Source organism: Streptomyces sp. NPDC058335, from assembly GCF_042723915.1.
Lineage (GTDB): Bacteria > Actinomycetota > Actinomycetes > Streptomycetales > Streptomycetaceae > Streptomyces.
In genome coordinates, this window is sequence record NZ_JBHXHX010000010.1 from 1 (window position 1) to 16,194 (window position 16,194).

Below are 16,194 nucleotides of genomic sequence, written 5' to 3' on the forward strand. Positions count from 1 at the left end.
GCATCCCACCCCCGGTCCACCGGAAACCCCGACACCGCATCCACACCGTCCGACACCAGACGCCACAGATCCTCCGGAGACTCCACCCCACCCGGCAACCGACACGCCATCCCCACGATCACCACCGGATCGTCCGCAGCGGCGGTGCCGCGAAGGGGGACCGGGGCCGTCCCGGACACGGGGGTCTCCTCCACGCCGAGGAGTTCTGCGCGCAGGCGACGGGCGACGGCGGTGGGGGTGGGGCAGTCGAAGGCCAGGGTGGCGGGCAGGGAGAGGCCGGTAGCGGCGACGAGCCGGTCGCGCAGGGCGACGGCGGTGACGGAGGTGAAGCCCAGCTCCTTGAACGACCGCTCGGCTCCGCCCTGGGGAGCGTCGGCGCCGAGGGCCGCCGTGGCCGCGTCCCGGATCAGGTCCAGCAGCATCCGGTGCTGTTCTGACGCCCGCAGGCCGGTGAGGCGGGTGCGCAGCGCGGACGCCGTCGCCTCGTCCGGTGCCTTGGCGCGGCGGGGCGCGTCGATCAGCTCGGACATCAGGGCGGGCACGGAGTGCAGGACGAGGGAGGCGGTGTCGAGCCGCATGGCCACGAGGAACGCCTGGTCGACGGTCTGGGCCGCGTCGAACATGGCGAGCCCGTCCTGTGTGGAGAGCGGCCCGGTACCGGCGGGGACACCGGCGGTGTGCGACTGCGTGGGCTCCCAGGCACCCCAGGCGAGCGAGAGGGCGGGCAGGCCCATGGCGCGGCGGCGGCCGGCCAGGGCGTCCAGGAATACGTGGGCGGCGGCCTGACCGCGCCGGGTCGCGTCACCGAGCACCCCGGTCGCGGAGGAGAACAGCACGAACGACGACAAATCCATCGTGCGGGTCAGTTCGTGAAGGTTGAAGGCGCCCTGTACGGCGGCCGCGCAGAGTTCGTCGGTGCCGGCGGCGCCGACGGTGTGCACGACGGCGGACAGTGACTGCCTGTCCAGCGCGGCGGCGAGCTGGTCGCGGTCGGTCACGTCGAACGCGAGGATCCGGGCCTGGGCCCCGAGGGCGGCGAGTTCCGCCCTGAGGTCCTCGGCCACGCCGCCCGGGATGTTCCGGGTGACCTGGAGGAGCAGGCGGCGCACGCCGTGGCCGGCGACGAGGTGGCGGGCCACGGCCACACCGGCGGGGGTGTCGGCGCCGGTCACCAGGACGGTGCGCCGGGGCGGGAAGGCGCTGCCGGTGTCCTGTTCCGCTGGGGCCGACACACGGGCCAGGCGCGGCAGCAGGGCGATGCCGTCGCGGACGGCGAACTGGGTCTCGCCGGAGGAGACGGCGACCGGGAGCGTGGCCGTGGACTCGGCGGAGTCGTCGAGGTCGACGAGGGCGAAGCGGTCGGGGTGGGCGTTCTGGGCGGAGCGCACCAGGCCCCACAGCGGTGCCTGGAGGAGGTCCTCGACATCGGCGTCGGAGCCCACGGCGACCGCGCGCCGGGTGACGACGACGAGTTTGCTGCCGTCGAGGGCGCGGTTCGCGGTCCAGGCGTCGAGCTGTCCGGTGAGACGGTCGCAGGCCTCGTTCACCGAGTCGGCGAGCGGCCGGGTGCGGCGCACACCCGCTCCGCAGGACACGACGGCGACGTCGGGGGCGGCGGCGCCGTCGGCGACCGCGGCGTGCAGTTCCTCGAAGCCGGTGTAGGTGCGCAGTTCGACGCCGTGCCGGGCGAGGGCCTCACCGACACCGAAGGCGTCCGGGCCGACGACGGCCCAGTTGCGGGCCACCTCCGGCCGGGGCGGGACAGAGGTCTGCGGGATCCAGTCGAGCCGGAACAGCGACTGGTAGTGGCTTCCGCTGGTGGCCCGCAGCCTGGCCGGCTGGTCGAACAGCACATGGCGGGTGATCTTCCCGGACGCGGTGCGCGGGACGCTCGCGATCTCGTAGAGCTCCTCGGGCACCTTGAAGTACGACAGGCGCTCGCGGCAGACGGCGAGGAGCCGCGCCGGGTCGAGGCCCTCGGGGCCGGGCACGAGGAAGGCGACGGGTACCTCGCCGAGCACGTCGTGGGGCTTGCCGACGACGGCGACGTCGGCGACGCCGGGCACCGTGCGCAGGACGTCCTCGACCTCGGTGGGGTGGATGTTCTCGCCGCCCCGGATGATGAGTTCCTTGGTGCGTCCGGTGATGGTGAAGTAACCCTCGGCGTCGCGCCGGGCGAGGTCTCCGGTGTGGTACCAGCCGTCGCGCAGCGCCGCCGCGGTCTCCTCGGGCCGGTTGTGGTAGCCGACCATGACGCTCGGTCCGCGGACCCAGACCTCGCCCTCCTCGCCGGGTGCGGTGTCCAGCCCTGTGCCGGGGTCGACCACGCGCACCCCGAGTCCGGGGACGGGCAGGCCGCAGGAGCCCTCGACGCGGGCGCCGGTGGGCCAGTTGATGGTGATCGAGCCGCAGGTCTCGGTGCTGCCGTAGGCGTCGAGGAGCGGGGCGTCGAAGGCCTCCTCGAAGGACTTGCGCAGGGCCGCGGTCGTGATGGCGCCGCCGACCAGGCACATCCGCAGGGAGGGGGCGCGGAAGCCGCGGTCGCGGGCGGCGCGCACCAGGTGCTGGTACATGGTGGGCACGCCGGCCAGGAAGGTCGACGCGTCCTCGGCGAGCGCGTCGAGCACCTCGTCGGCGGAGAAGCCGTCGAGGATTCGGGCGGTGGCGCCGACGGCCGTGACGCCGAGGACGCAGACGATGTGGGCGAGGCTGTGGAAGAGCGGCAGCGGCCACAGCACCCGGTCCTCGGCGGAGAGTCCGGGGACGGGGACGTAGCAGGCGGCCACGGACCACAGGCAGTTGCGCTGGGTGGAGAGCACCCCCTTGGGCCTGCCGGTGGTGCCGGAGGTGTAGAGCATCCAGGCCAGGTCGTCGAGGCCGAGGTCGTCGCGGGCCGGGGTGGCCGGGTCGGTCTCGGCCAGGGCGGCGAACGAAAGGGCGCCGGGCGGCGCGTCGGCGGGGGGCCGGCCGTCGCCGGTGACCAGGACGCGCAGGTTGCCGAGGTCCTGGGTGGCGCGGGCGAGAAGTCCGGCGCGGGCCGGGTCGGTGACGACGAGCCGGGCCCCGCTGTCCTCGATGAGGTAGGCGAGTTCGTCCTCGGTGACCCGCGGGTTGACGGGGACGCCGATGGCACCGGCCCGCAGGATCGCCAGGTAGGTCTCGATGGTCTCGACGGAGTTGCCGAGCAGGATGAGTGCCCGGTCGCCCGGCTGAAGCCGGAGTTCCGCGAGATGGCCGGCGAGGCGCCGGGTACGCAGCTCGAGTTCCGCGTACGTGACGGTGCGCCGCGCGTCGTGGAACGCCACCTTGCCACCGAAGTTCTCGGCGTGTGCCTTCAGCAATTGGGGCAACGGCCGGATCAGTTCGGTACGCAGCATGTCACCATACCTCTCGGAAGAACGAGCCACCTGGCGCGGTATCGCGGGGCCGTCACCGCACCACCGCCAGTGTGGCTTTCCGAAGGGCGTCCGAACCCCCTGCCCACCCCCCTATTGCCGCCCTTACTTGGGTCCGCGGAAATCCGTCGTGTGCTTTCCCGGGAAGAATCGGAGACCCAGGTGAGAAACGAAGGGAATGGCCGACGTGGATTCGACGGGCGACACCGGGCACAAGGAGATCAAGGTCGAACTGGGCGAGCGTTCCTACGCCGTCCGTATCGGGGCGGGTGTCCGGCACGGGCTCGCCGAGGTGATCGCGGGTCTCGGTGCGCGGCGGGCCGCGGTGGTCTCCGCACGGCCCCGGGAGTGGGTTCCGGAGACAGGGGTGCCGACGCTGCATGTACCGGCCCGCGACGGCGAGCGGGACAAGACACTGGCGACGGTGGCGGAGTTGTGCAGCCGCTTCGCCTCGTTCGGGCTGACCAGGAGCGATGTGGTGGTCTCCTGCGGTGGCGGGACGACGACGGACTCGGTCGGCCTGGCCGCCGCCCTCTACCACCGCGGTGTGTCCGTGGTTCATCTGCCGACGTCGCTGCTGGCGCAGGTGGACGCCAGTGTGGGTGGCAAGACAGCGGTGAACCTGCCCGAGGGGAAGAACCTCGTGGGTGCCTACTGGCAGCCGCGTGCGGTGCTGTGCGACACCGACTACCTCCGCACGTTGCCCCGGCGGGAACTGGTCAACGGGCTGGGGGAGATCGCCCGTTGCCACTTCATCGGCGCCGGTGACCTGCGAGGTCTTCCGCTGGCGGAGCAGATCGCGGCGAACGTGGCGCTGAAGGCCTCCGTGGTCGCTGCCGACGAACGGGACGCGGGGCTGCGGCATCTGCTCAACTACGGCCATACGCTGGGGCACGCGCTGGAGCGGGCCACCGGGTACCGGCTGCGGCACGGGGAGTGTGTGGCCGTGGGTACGGTGTTCGCCGGCCGGCTGGCCGGGGAGCTGGGCCGGATCCCGTCGGCCCGGGTCGCCGAACACCTCGACGTCGTACGTCATTACGGACTGCCGACGGCGCTGCCGGAGGGGCCGTCCGTCGCCGAGCTGATCTCGTTGATGCGGCTGGACAAGAAGGCCGTGGACGGGCTGGCGTTCGTGCTGGACGGGCCGCGGGGCGCCGAACTGGTGTCCGGGGTGCCGCAGGACGTCGTGGCGCGCACGCTGGCGGGGATGCCGCGCGCGGACCACTGACCGTCACCGCACGAGGAAGTGCCGGTGACCGCCTCGGGGGATGCGGTCACCGGCCTGCTCGGGCCCGGTCCTCGTCGTCAGCGGACGGGGACGTGCACGGCGGGGCAGTGCTCCAGGAGGTCGGCGGGCTTGTCCAGTACGGCGTCGGGACCGGTGGCGAGGAGTTCGTGCGGGTCGGACTCGCCCCACAGGGCGGCGACGGCCATGACGTCGGCGCCTCGGGCGCTCTCGATGTCGGTCACCGCGTCGCCGATCATCATCGCCTCGTGCGGGGCGGCGCCCAACAGGTCGAGGGCGTGCAGCACGATGTCCGGTGCGGGCTTGGCGCGGGCGACCTCGTCGGAGCCGATGACGTGCGCGAACAGCGGCAGCAGGCCGAGCTGATCGAGCAGGTGCCGGGCGCGGTCGCCGCTCTTGCCGGTGGCCACGGCGAGCCGGAATCCGCGCTCGTCCAGTGTGTGGAGCAGCTCGCGCACCCCGTCGAAGACGGTCACCCGGTGGGCGAGGCGGTAGCTCTCGCGGACGAAGGGCTCCTCCATCTCCAGGGGCAGGCCCATGATGCGCATGATGTCGGGGAAGTACCGGCCCAGATGGCGTTCGTACTCGTCGAAGGGGGCCTCCTCGCCGTCGCCGACCACCTCCGCGTAGGCGATGGTGAACGCCTCCCGCATGACCGGGAAGCTGTCGACGATCACACCGTCGAGGTCGAAGACGACCACGCGCTTCCCGGTGGTGTGCCGGGTGCCGTGCTCGTCGGTGTAGGCCACGGGTTTGGCGGTCATGGGAGTGTGGGTCCTCTCAATACGCGTTGGTCACTGTGCGACCGCGCCCGCGGGTGGGGGCGGGCCGGTTCAGGTACGCGGCTCACGCACCTGTGTGGTGCGGGCCGAGGCGTAGATGCGTTCGATCACGGCGATGGTGTGCCGTACCTCGTCGATCGCCTTGCCCTGACGGTCGGGTTCGCCGAGCAGACGGGTGAGCGCGTCGAGCTGGCGGTCGTACTCGGAGCCGACGGCGCTGTGCGGCAGGTCCACCAGGGTGTGCTCGCCGTCGCGGTGGACGGTGAGGACGGAGCCGTCGAGCCGGTTCGGGCTGAAGCCGAAGGTGCAGCGCAGGGTCGCCGTGCCGGCGCTGCCCTCGACGGTGATCGCGGTGACATCGGTGGCCTGGTGCGAGGCCCAGCTGGCGCGCAGCGCGACGGACACGCCGTCCTCGGTGACGAGGAAGCCGCGTGCGGTGTCCTCGACGTCGCCGGTGCCCGTCTCCGGGTCGTACTCCTGGCCGTCCTGCCGCCAGGCGGCGCGCCGGGAGCGGCTGTTGACGAAGTCGTCGGAGACGGTGCCGGTCACCTGCCCGTAGTCGACCGGGCCGAGCAGCGGACCGAGGGCATCGAGCAGATGCCAGCCGAGGTCGACCAGCGCGCCGCCGCCGGACAGTTCACGGCGGGTGAACCAGCCGCCCGCGTCGGGTACGCCGCTGGCCCGCACCCAGGAGATGTCGACATGCCGGACGCGGCCCAGCGTGGCGACCACGGCGGCGAGTTCCCGCATGTCGGTGCGGTGGCGGGCGGCGCTGCCGGCGAGGAGCACGGACCCGCCGGCCCGCTCGGCGGCGGCGAGTTGTTCCGCCTCCGCCGAGTTCAGGCAGACCGGCTTCTCCAGGAAGACGGGTACGGACCGTTCCAGGAGCCGGCAGGCGACCGTGGTGTGCAGATGGTTGGGTACGGCGACGACGGCGAGGTCGAGGTCGGCGGGGTGGAGCGCGGCCACGTCGGTGACGAGCCGCAGTCCGGGAACCTCGGCTCCGGCCGCCTCGCGGGCCGCCGGGTCGGCGTCCACGCCTGCGACGACCTGGAAGGCCGGGTGCCGGTGGAGCCGGGGCAGCCAGATCGACCGGCCGGCCCAGCCCAGGCCCACGACGGCGACCTTGACGGGGCTGGGGACCGGGCGGGTGCCGTCCGGGTGCGGCACGGTCACGACGCCGCCAGTACGTCGGCGAGTATCTCCGCGATCTCCTGCATCTGCTGCTCGGTGCCGAGCAGGGTGCGGTGGTGCAGCCAGACGCAGTCCGCGTAGATGGCCTCGGTGTTGGGGCAGCGGCGGGCGATGTCCTCGACCGACTCGTCCGGCGCGCCGGTCTCCCAGAAGCCTTCGCAGCGGTAGATCGCGCGGAAGGCGGCGAAGGCGGGCAGCCCTCGCTCGACCAGCCGGTCGACGATCTCGTTGCGGCGTTCCTCGGTGATGCCGGGGATCCGGAACATCGCCATGTAGTGGGGGTTGCGGTCGACTCGGGCGTCGATCCGCTGCGGTACGACGCCGGGGATCTGCTCCAGCAGCGCGGACAGCACCGGCCAGCGCGCCTCACGGGTGTCGATCTGTTCGGGCAGTCGGCCCAGTTGGGCGCGCAGCACGCTCGCGGAGAACTCGTTGAGGCGGAAGTTGGAGCCGGACGTGCGGTGCAGGTAGAAGCGGTCGGTGCGGGGCCTGCCGCAGCTGTGGCGCAGGAAGGCCGTCTCGTACTGCTCAGCCTCGGGGAAGGTGACCGCGCCGCCCTCGCCGGCGGTCATCAGCTTGCCGTTCTGGAAGCTGAAGGCGGCGACGGACCCGAGTTCGCCGACCTTCCTGCCCTGCCACTGCGCGCCGTGGGCGTGCGCGGCGTCCTGGATGAGCGGCACGCCGCTGTCGGCGGAGAGCTTGGCGAGGGCGTCCATGTCGGCGATCTGACCGGCCATGTGGACGGGCATGATGGCCCGGGTCCGCGGCCCGATCCGGTCGGCGACGGCCACCGGGTCGATGTTGTAGGTGTCGGCGTCGACGTCGACCGGGACCGCGACGGCGCCGAGCCGCTGAGCCGCCTGCGAGGAGGAGATGAAGGTGAACGCCGGCACGATCACCTCGGTACCGGGGCTGACCCCCAGAACCTGGAGGGCGAGTTCCAGGGCGTGCGTACCGTTGGTGACGGCGAGCGCGTGGTCGCTGCCGTGGAATTCCGCGAATTCACGCTCGAAGGAGTCGACTTCGGTTCCGCCCATGCGCCACCACTGGCCCTGCTCCAGCGCGTGGATCAGACCTTCCCGCTCCGCGTCGTCGTACTGAGGCCATACCGGGAATTCCGAAGCCCGCTGCGCAATACTACTCACGATTTCCCCGTCCTCGTGTTGCCGAATTTCCGACAGACCGGACGCTACGCGAACGGGGAAGGAACGTCATCCCCCCTATTCTCACCCCTATCGGCCCCCTTACCTGGGACGATCACGCATAAGGCACCCCCCGTTTATCGCAGGAACTGGGTAACTTTTCAGCGAGACCTGATCGGGCGGACTTGGCAGTCCGGGAAATGGGGTACGCACATGAGCAGACTGCTACTGGTGAACGGCCCCAATCTGGGGATACTCGGCCGCCGCGAGCCGGAGGTGTACGGCACGGACACACTCACCGATATCAAGGAGGCCGTCGCCAAGGAAGTGGCCGGCCGCGGCTGGGAGGTGGTCTCCGTCCAGCACAACGGCGAGGGCGAACTGGTCGACGCGATCGAGGCCCACTACGACACGGTCGGCGCGATCGTGAACCCCGGTGCGCTGATGATGGCCGGCTGGAGTCTGCGCGACGCGCTCGCCAGCTACCCGCGGCCCTGGATAGAGGTGCATCTGTCCAACGTGTGGGCCCGCGAGTCGTTCCGGCACGAGTCGGTGCTGGCGCCGCTGGCGACCGGCCTCGTGGTCGGGCTCGGCGCGCTCGGCTACCGGCTGGCCGCACAGGCGCTGCTGGCGAAGGTACCGGCCTGAGATGAGCACCGAGAACCTGTGGATCAGGCGGTTCCATCCCTCGGAGCGGGCCCGGGTGCGGCTGGTCTGTCTGCCGCACGCCGGGGGCTCCGCGAGTTTCTGGTTCCCCGTCTCGCATGCGCTGTCCCCCGAGGTCGACGTGGTGTGCGTCCAGTACCCGGGCCGACAGGACCGGCGCGACGAACCGGGTCTGGACAGCATCACCGCGTTGGCCGACGGGGTCACCGCGGCGCTCGGCCCGTGGCAGGACCTGCCACTCGCCTTCCTCGGCCACAGCATGGGCGCCCTGGTCGGTTTCGAGGTCGCTTCCCGGCTCCAGGAGCGCGGCGTGCTCGCCGAGACCCTCTTCGTCTCCGCGCGGCGGGCCCCGTCCCGGTACCGCTCGGAGCATGTGCACCTGCGGACCGACGAGGAGGTGGTCGCCGAGCTGCGCGCGCTCAGCGGCACGGAGAGCGATCTGCTGGGCGACGACGAGATCGTCAGGATGATCCTGCCCGCCGTACGGTCCGACTACCGCGCCGTGGAGACGTACCGCTACACGCCCCGCCCGCCGCTGAAGGCGCGGGTGGTGGCACTTGCCGGGGAGAGCGACCCACGGGTGGACGTGGCCGAGGTCGCGGCCTGGGAGGAGCACACCGCCGGGGCCTTCGAGCTGCGGACCTTCCCCGGTGGGCACTTCTTTCTCGCGCCGCACCGGGAGGCGGTGCTGACGGTGCTGCGCGAGAACCTGCTCTGACGGCCCCGGCGGTGTGCGCGGTCACGACGCGACGGATAGGTTCGGGCTCTCGGCTCCGGCGAGGACGCACAGGTCCTGCCAGACCCAGGTCCCCGTCGAGGGCCCACGGTCCGCGTCCGGGGTGAGGCCGTGTCTGTCCGGGCGCAGGGCGAGGCTGCGGTGGAAGGCCAGACCCGTCCGGTGGTCGCCGGGCTGCTGCTCCAGCCACAGCGCGGCTCTGCGGTGCTTCTCGCTCCGGGTGGAGCGGGGCAGCTGGGAGTAGGCGACGTCCCGCACCAGCACTTGGGAGAAGCCGTAGTGCGGCGCTGTGCCCGGACGCAGGCCCCGGCCGCGGCGCAACAGGCCCCGCTGCTCCAGCGATTCCAATACGACGGAGGCGTGGGCCGGGCCGCCCTCGCTGAGAGCGGCTATGCCCCGGGCCGTCACCCACTCGCGCAGGACGGCCGCGTCCTGGAGGACGGCCTTCTCGGGCGGCGGGAGTTCGTCGATCTCGGAGGCGACGACCGTGTGCACCGTCTTGGGAAGAGCGAAGCCGACGCCTCCGGGACCGACCCAGTGCAGGGCGGACTCCAGGGTGGCGGGCCGACGGTCGACGGCGGAGCCGCCGTCGCGGAGCATGCCGGCGAACTCCACGGCGAACAGCGGGTTACCGCCGATCCGCAGCAGCAGGGCGCTGCGGAAACGTTCCAGTGCGGCTCCGGTGAGGGATCTGCGGTGTCCCTCGCGCGGGTCTTCGCCGTCGCACAGGCCGTTGCGCAGCGACAGTTCCTCCATGAGCCGGCGCACGGCCCGGTCGGACAGCCGCTGGACGTGGAGCGAGGAGATCCCCTCGGCGTTCCGGGCCCACTCCGGCTTGCGCCGGAAGATCTCGGGCCGGGCCGTGGTGACCACCAACATGGGCGCCGGGACGGTGCGGGTCGCGAGATTCTCGACGAAGTGCAGCAGCGAGTCGCTCGCCCAGTGCATGTCCTCGAAGACCAGCACGACGGGGCGCCGGGCCGCGATCTCCTCCACGAACCGCCGGAACGCCATCAGGGCGGTGTGCCCGTCGGACGGTTCGGGCAGGACGCCGGGGCCGCTGACGAGCTGCGCCAGGTGGGGCAGCAGCCCCTGATAGGCGTGTCCCTCGCCGACCAGTCGGCGCAGGGCGTCGGCCAGTTTCCGTTCGGCGACCTCGGAGCTGTCGCTGTCGGCGATGCCCGCGTACGACTTGACGATTCCGGCCACCGCGCAGAACTCGTTGTTCTGGCCGACGCGGGTGGCGCGGCCGACCAGGAAGCACACGTTGTCGGGGCCTCGGGCGGCCCTGCGGCCGAACTCGGCGAGGAGCCGGCTCTTGCCGATGCCCGCCTCACCGACGACGGTCACGAGATGCTGGCGCCGGCGCCGCAGGACCCCGCCGAACAGCCAGTGCAGTGCGGACATCTCCCGCTCCCGTTCGATGAACGGGCTCGTCTGGTGGCCGTCGGTGGGCTTGGTGCGGGCGGCGATGACACCCCAGCCGTTGCGGGCGTCGCCCTGACTGCAGTGGATCAGCGCCTGTTCGCTGGCCCGGCGGGTCGCGTCGCAGATCACGACGTCGCCGGGTTCGCTACGGGCGAGCAGCGCCAGTCCGGTGTCCACGACGGCACCCGCCGCCTCCGGCACGGTCCGGCCGTCCTCGTCGTAGGGGTGGACCACCAGGACCTCACCGGTGGCGACCGCGAGCCGCAGCGCTGTCGGGGCGGAGTCGGCGAACCTGCCCGGCAGGCTGTTGCGGGTGGCGAACCGGTCGCGCAGGGACAGCGCGGCACGCACCGCGCACTCGGCGTCGTCCTCGCGGGTGCGTGGCACCCCGAAGACGACGAGCCGCGCGGAGCCGATCGTGCCGTGCACGATCCCGCCCAGCGGTTCGGCCTCCTCGCGGACCACGGACGTGAGGTCCTTGAGGATCTCCTCCATGTGCTCCGGGTCGTACTCGCCCATGGTCGCCGCGGTCTCGGCGCGGACCAGGAGCACGCTGACCCGCTTGCGCTCCACCCGCATCTCGCCAGGCAGCCCACCGGTCGCGACGGGCTCGGGGCGTGGCGCGGCGGGCGCCTCGAAGGCGCGGCCGTTCAGCCGGCCGCCGAGCGGCGGACCGACCCGGTCGGGGCCGCCCGCGGGCAGGTTCAGTTCAGGCGCGTGGTCGAGGATGGCCCGTTCCAGCTGGCGCAGTTCGGGGCTGGGGTCGAGTCCCAGTTCCTCGACGAGGCGAGTGCGCAGATGCCGGTAGACGCCGAGCGCGTCGGCCTGGCGGCCGCCCCGGTAGAGGGCGAGCATGAGCTGTCCGCAGAGCCGCTCACGGGGCGACTCGGCCCTGACGACGTCCTCCAGCTCGTGCACGACCTCGTGGTGGCGGCCCATCATGAGCAGGGCTTCCATACAGTCCTCGAGGGCGGCGAGGCGGCTCTGGCGGAGAGCGGCGATCTCCGGCCAGTCGACGCCGGCCTCGACCAGGTCGGCCAGGACCGGGCCGCGCCACAGAGCGAGGGCCTGCTGGAGTCCGGTCGCCGCCTTCTGCCAGTCGCCGGCGGCCAGGTCTGTGCGGCCCAGGCTGAACATCCGCTGGAAGCGCACGGCGTCGACCCGCTCGGCGTCGGCGCGCAGACAGTATCCGGGCTGCTGGGTGACGAGAGAGACGCTTTCACCGCCGCCTTCGCCGCCCCGGGATTCACGGGTGATGGACCGGCGAATTCCAGCCACGGCGTTGTGGAGTATCTTGCGCGCCGTCAAAGGCCCGCCGTTGGGCCACAGGGCATCCAGCAGTTGACTTGTGGCGACCGTCTCGTTGGCGTGCAGCAACATGAATCCGAGGGCGGCCCGCTGCTTCAGGCCTTTTACACCGACTCGCGTCCCGTCGTCTAAGACTTCCAGTGGCCCAAGCACGTTGAAATCCATACGCGTCCCCCATGTTCGCGATGACTGCAAACCCCATAAGTCAACCAGCCCACCTCGGTCCTGTCTCGACGGGGCGGCAAGTGTGACGTTGCTCACTCCGAAGAACTCGACTCGGCGGAATTCCCCGCCGATCAGGACGATGCCCCCGCTCTCCGCCAGACGGTATTCGGCCGGTCAGGAGACGCCGACGCATATGCAGCGCATCTCGCGCCAAATGCGGGCGCCCCTCGGGGGAACCGGGACCGGCCGACTCGGACAGGGAGCGGGGGCGTACGAAGTCACACGATATGGACGTTCGGCGCATAGAGGATCCACCGGCCGCCGGAGTCCTTGAACTCCTGCTCCTTGGCCATGATTTCCTCGGCGTGATTCCACGCGAAAAGCACCGCGTAGTCCGGGTACGACTCCCGGAACGCCTCCGCGGGCCGGATCGGGATGTGCGACCCGGGCGTCACCCGGTTCTGCTTCTCCGGTGTCGAGTCGGAGATGAACGAGATCGACTCCGCGCCGATACCGCAGTAGTTGAGGACCGTGGCGCTCTTGCAGGTGGCGCCGTAGCCCACGATGCTGCGGCCCTCGGCGCGCAGCCGGGTCAGCGTCTCCTTGAGCCGGTCGCAGTTCTCCTTCACCCGGGCCGCGAAGGAGTCGTACGTCGCGAGCTCCCACAGCCCCTGCGCCCGCTCGCGCTCCAGCCACCGGTCGACCGCCGCGGTGGGAGTGCGCTCACCCTTGCGGGCGGTGGTGTAGCGCATCGTGCCGCCGTGCACCGGCAGGTGCTCCACGTCGACGAGTTCGAAGCCGAACCGCTCGGCCATGGCCTGCACCGAACGCACGGAGAACAGGTAGAAGTGCTCGTCGTAGATCTGGTCGAAGTAGGTGTGCTCGACGATGTCACCCAGGTAGCGGTCCTCGAACACGAAGACGCCGGCGTGGTCGAGCAGGACGCCCGCGCCGGCGAAGACCGAGTCGATGTAGGCGATGTGGCTGATCGTGTTGGCCGAGAAGATCAGATCGGCCGGCCCTTCCGCCGCCCGGATCTCGCGTGCGCTGGACTCCTCGAAGAAGCCGACGTGCACCCGGCTGCCGCCCGCGCCGGCCACCTTCGCGGCCTCCTCGGCGGGGTCCACGCCCAGGTGCCGGACGCCGGCGTCACGGATCGAGTTGAGCATGATCCCGTCGTTGCAGCCGACCTCGACGTAGAAGGCGTCGGGTCCGGACAGCTCGGTGGCCAGGAAGTGGGCGGCCACACGCTCGAAGTGCTGCCGCATCAGAGTCGACCCGGACGAACGGTACGGATAATCCGTCGGGAACATGCGGTCTCGCGGCACTTCCTCCAACTGCTGCACGGTGGTGCATTTCTCGCAGAACGCGACGGCGAGCCGGAAGAAGTGTTCCGTGCCGATTTCACCGGGCGCGGGAAACACATCGGATACGGGCTGGCGGCCGAAATCGAAGAACTCCTGGACAGGGCCGTCACAGATACGACACTTTGGCATGTACGGCAGCCTGCCTATCGCCGGAGTACACGGTCAACCCCCTAGCCCCCGGCAGGGGGAGGGATAGGGGGTTGCGTGGGGGAAGGCGAACCGACGGAGAGGAACAGCCGAGTTCAGCCGGTCGGCACCGCAAACCGGTGATACCACTCGACAGTGCGTCGAAGTCCTTCGCGCAGACCGCACGGTTCAAAGTCGATGATCTCGCTCAACTTCCCGAGATCGAGGGTCCGGCTGCGCCTTCCGCCGGATTTGGTGGGGTCGAAGGTGACGCGTTCGGGGCGCCCCAGCGCGGCACACACCTCCCGGGCGAGTTCCAGCAGCGTGACCGTCTCCGCTGTGCCCATGTTCAGGACCGGGTGTTTCTTTTTCTCCACCATGCGCAGGGTGGCGTCCACCAGGTCGGTTACGTACATGTAGGTGCGTGTCTGGCTTCCGTCGCCCCAGATCTCGATCGGCCGACCGGCGGCGGCCCTGGCGAACATGGCCGGCACCACCCGGTCGGTGTCCTTCTCGAAATTGTCCCGGGGTCCGTAGATGCTGGTGAGCCGGGGACGGAAGATGTTCATCCCGTATTCATGGGCGTACGCCTCGGCGAGGATTTCCGCGTAGTTCTTCGACAGGTAGTAGCCGTCCAGGGCGTACGGCATCCCCGCCCTGAAGTCGTCCTCCTCCAGCGTCGGGCGGTCGGTGGGCGACAGATAGATCTCGCTGGAGCCGAGCAGGACCACGTCCTGGACGTCGTGCCGTCTGGCACCGGCCAGGACGTTCGAGACGGCACGCACGTTAGCGTCCAGGATCTGCGCGGGATGCTCGCGCCGGAACCGCGCCCCGCCGGTGAGCGCCGCGCAGTGGACGATCGCGTCGACGCCGCCGGGCTCCTGGGCGAGGACCGCCTCCAGTCCGGTCTCGTCCAGCAGGTCGAGCCGCACCGCACGCAGCGCGGGCCCGCCCGGGAGCTGGGCGAGGACGCCCCGGTTGTCCCGGCGGTACAGGCAGACCACCTCGGCGCCGCGGGCCAGCAGCCCCTCGGTGAACTGCGACCCGATGAAACCGGTCCCGCCGGTCACCACGACCGTCCGGCCCGCCCAGTACGCGGTCTCCATGGTCCTCCCCTTCGGCCACGGGCCGCCCAGACACACGGCCCCCTGGGCACGCTAGTGAGCGGAAACGACCCCCTGCACCCCTCCCGCCCCCTGTCGCTCCCCCTGGCACCCCCCTTGTCGTCTCGCAGCCGCCCTCCCACTCCGCTCGGTACATGCCGCCGATCAGCGGATCCCCCTTGAGGTTGCCGTCGGCAAGCCCCTCCGTGTGAGCGACCCTGTCGATCGCCGGAAGGATGGCCGGTGCCTGCCCGCGGTAGGAGGCGAGGACCAGAGGCACGGGGAGCGGAACGGGCACGGGAAGAAGCGCCGGCACGGGAGGTCCGGGCAGATCGGCGGAGCCCTGGGGGAGCTTGACGCGTTTCTCGGACTCGTCCAGGGCATGGGCGACGTCGCCGAGCCGGTGGATCCAGGGGGTCACTGCCTGCTGCCCGGGGCAGCTGTCCGGATCGAAAGAGTTGGGGATGATCAGGGCCGCCGTCGTGGAGCCCTGGGCCGTGCGCAGGGCCGTGCCATCAGAACAGGCGGGGAAGAGGGCGGGCAGGCCTGTCCGGTCCGGTACGGCGGCGATCGCGGCGCCGCGGCAGGACCGGTGCACCGCGTGCACGTTCCGACGTGTTGGTCTCGAAGACGGCGCGCCAGGACTTCGAGTCGTGTCCCCGTCTCCGTCCCCGCCCCGCGGCACAGCGGGGAGCGGCTCCGTCGATGCCACAGCGGCACCGGTGATGTCGAAGCGGTCGACGGATCTGGCGGCGGCAGACGAGTCGGGCTGTACGCCGGGGAGAGTCACCGCAGCGCTATGACCTGCGCAAACGTGTGGGGAGGGAGCCTGTGTGGCTACCTTGAATGGCTACGTAAGACGACATCCCGCCCTGGAGCGGTCCGGACGGGGACTTCCTCAGTATTGGTGTCAGATGGTCTGCTCGATGCGCTCGAAGACGTCCGAGTCCGTCTCCATTCGGCTGCCTTCGCATATTGCAGGCGACCCCGACGGTGGTCGCGTAGACCGCGAGCCCAACGACGGCTGGGCGGGTGCGGTACCTGCGCGAAGTCGGCAGGCGGACGCCAACCGATCACGATTCGCCGCACGCGGCCTCAACGCCACCACGGTGGACACCGCCAACCGCCTCCAACGCCGCGAGTTCGATGTAGCCCTCGTTTGAAACTCCCTCTCCGGCCGCCAAGACGCCTCCGCCGTGCACCCCGCCGGGTACTCGGCTACTCGATGGCCCCGCACATGCGCGCCGAGCTCGTCATCGACGCGTTTCAGGCCGCAGTAGCGGCCCGCGGCGGCAGCGTCGCCGGAGTGATCTTCCATGCGGACAGGGGCTCGCAGGACACATCCGCTGCGTTCGCCCAGGTCTGCTACCGGCACGTCATCCGTAGAAGCATGGGCAAGGTCGGCTCAAGCTACGGCAATGCCCCCGCTGAGAGTTTCTGGCCCGCCGTCGCCACAGTGCGCTGGGCTACCTCTCCCCGATGGAGTTCGAACAGCAGCACCACAAGACAGCTAAACTCCAACTCGCAGCATGAATC

The 16,194-nt window shown here is 71.0% G+C and carries 10 protein-coding genes and 1 pseudogene; 4 read left to right on the forward strand and 7 right to left on the reverse strand.

Features of this window, described 5'->3' with window-relative positions; all coding sequences use genetic code 11:
* On the reverse strand, nt 1–3,377 hold a 3,377-nt coding region (locus tag ACFWJX_RS20700; RefSeq protein WP_383245059.1), incomplete at its 3' end, for an AMP-binding protein.
* Between the two features lie 196 nt (nt 3,378–3,573).
* Between ACFWJX_RS20700 and ACFWJX_RS20705 the strand changes: the two genes are divergently transcribed.
* Nucleotides 3,574–4,623, forward strand: a complete 1,050-nt coding sequence (locus ACFWJX_RS20705; protein WP_383245062.1) for a 3-dehydroquinate synthase family protein — start codon at nt 3,574–3,576, stop codon at nt 4,621–4,623.
* A 77-nt stretch (nt 4,624–4,700) separates the two neighbouring features.
* Here ACFWJX_RS20705 and ACFWJX_RS20710 read toward each other — a convergent pair whose 3' ends face one another.
* The 3 genes from ACFWJX_RS20710 to ACFWJX_RS20720 form a co-directional block, all read right to left on the reverse strand.
* Nucleotides 4,701–5,405, reverse strand: coding sequence for an HAD-IA family hydrolase (locus ACFWJX_RS20710; RefSeq protein ID WP_383245064.1), 705 nt, complete (start codon nt 5,403–5,405; stop codon nt 4,701–4,703).
* A 69-nt stretch (nt 5,406–5,474) separates the two neighbouring features.
* The gene (locus ACFWJX_RS20715) at nt 5,475–6,599 is read right to left on the reverse strand and encodes a Gfo/Idh/MocA family protein (protein ID WP_383245066.1); all 1,125 of its coding nucleotides are present in this window, start codon (nt 6,597–6,599) and stop codon (nt 5,475–5,477) included.
* The gene (locus ACFWJX_RS20720) at nt 6,596–7,753 is read right to left on the reverse strand and encodes a DegT/DnrJ/EryC1/StrS family aminotransferase (protein WP_383245726.1); all 1,158 of its coding nucleotides are present in this window, start codon (nt 7,751–7,753) and stop codon (nt 6,596–6,598) included. The genes ACFWJX_RS20715 and ACFWJX_RS20720 overlap by 4 nt, the downstream gene beginning before the upstream one ends.
* 219 nt (nt 7,754–7,972) lie before the next feature.
* Here ACFWJX_RS20720 and ACFWJX_RS20725 point away from each other — a divergent pair, with 219 nt between their 5' ends.
* Nucleotides 7,973–8,407, forward strand: a complete 435-nt coding sequence (locus ACFWJX_RS20725; RefSeq protein ID WP_383245068.1) for a type II 3-dehydroquinate dehydratase — start codon at nt 7,973–7,975, stop codon at nt 8,405–8,407.
* Nucleotide 8,408: 1 nt separating this feature from the next.
* Nucleotides 8,409–9,143, forward strand: coding sequence for a thioesterase II family protein (locus ACFWJX_RS20730; protein WP_383245071.1), 735 nt, complete (start codon nt 8,409–8,411; stop codon nt 9,141–9,143).
* A gap of 21 nt (nt 9,144–9,164) precedes the next feature.
* Here ACFWJX_RS20730 and ACFWJX_RS20735 read toward each other — a convergent pair whose 3' ends face one another.
* The 3 genes from ACFWJX_RS20735 to ACFWJX_RS20745 form a co-directional block, all read right to left on the reverse strand.
* The gene (locus tag ACFWJX_RS20735; protein WP_383245074.1) at nt 9,165–11,867 is read right to left on the reverse strand and encodes a BTAD domain-containing putative transcriptional regulator; all 2,703 of its coding nucleotides are present in this window, start codon (nt 11,865–11,867) and stop codon (nt 9,165–9,167) included.
* A 473-nt stretch (nt 11,868–12,340) separates the two neighbouring features.
* Nucleotides 12,341–13,558, reverse strand: coding sequence for a methyltransferase domain-containing protein (locus ACFWJX_RS20740; RefSeq protein WP_383245077.1), 1,218 nt, complete (start codon nt 13,556–13,558; stop codon nt 12,341–12,343).
* Nucleotides 13,559–13,671: 113 nt separating this feature from the next.
* Complete coding sequence (locus ACFWJX_RS20745; RefSeq protein WP_383245080.1) at nt 13,672–14,661, reverse strand: NAD-dependent epimerase/dehydratase family protein; 990 nt, start codon at nt 14,659–14,661, stop codon at nt 13,672–13,674.
* Between the two features lie 1,201 nt (nt 14,662–15,862).
* Between ACFWJX_RS20745 and ACFWJX_RS20750 the strand changes: the two are divergent.
* A pseudogene (locus tag ACFWJX_RS20750) lies at nt 15,863–16,191 on the forward strand (transposase); the annotation flags it as partial.
* Nucleotides 16,192–16,194: the final 3 nt, after the last annotated feature.

Excerpts from the sequence above, each read along its gene's own strand:
- ACFWJX_RS20705 (WP_383245062.1), top strand. The coding sequence starts at position 3,574 with ATGGCCGACGTGGATTCGACGGGCGACACCGGGCACAAGGAGATCAAG.
- ACFWJX_RS20710 (WP_383245064.1), bottom strand. The coding sequence starts at position 5,405 with ATGACCGCCAAACCCGTGGCCTACACCGACGAGCACGGCACCCGGCAC.
- ACFWJX_RS20725 (WP_383245068.1), top strand. The coding sequence starts at position 7,973 with ATGAGCAGACTGCTACTGGTGAACGGCCCCAATCTGGGGATACTCGGC.
- ACFWJX_RS20730 (WP_383245071.1), top strand. The coding sequence starts at position 8,409 with ATGAGCACCGAGAACCTGTGGATCAGGCGGTTCCATCCCTCGGAGCGG.
- ACFWJX_RS20740 (WP_383245077.1), bottom strand. The coding sequence starts at position 13,558 with ATGCCAAAGTGTCGTATCTGTGACGGCCCTGTCCAGGAGTTCTTCGAT.
- ACFWJX_RS20745 (WP_383245080.1), bottom strand. The coding sequence starts at position 14,661 with ATGGAGACCGCGTACTGGGCGGGCCGGACGGTCGTGGTGACCGGCGGG.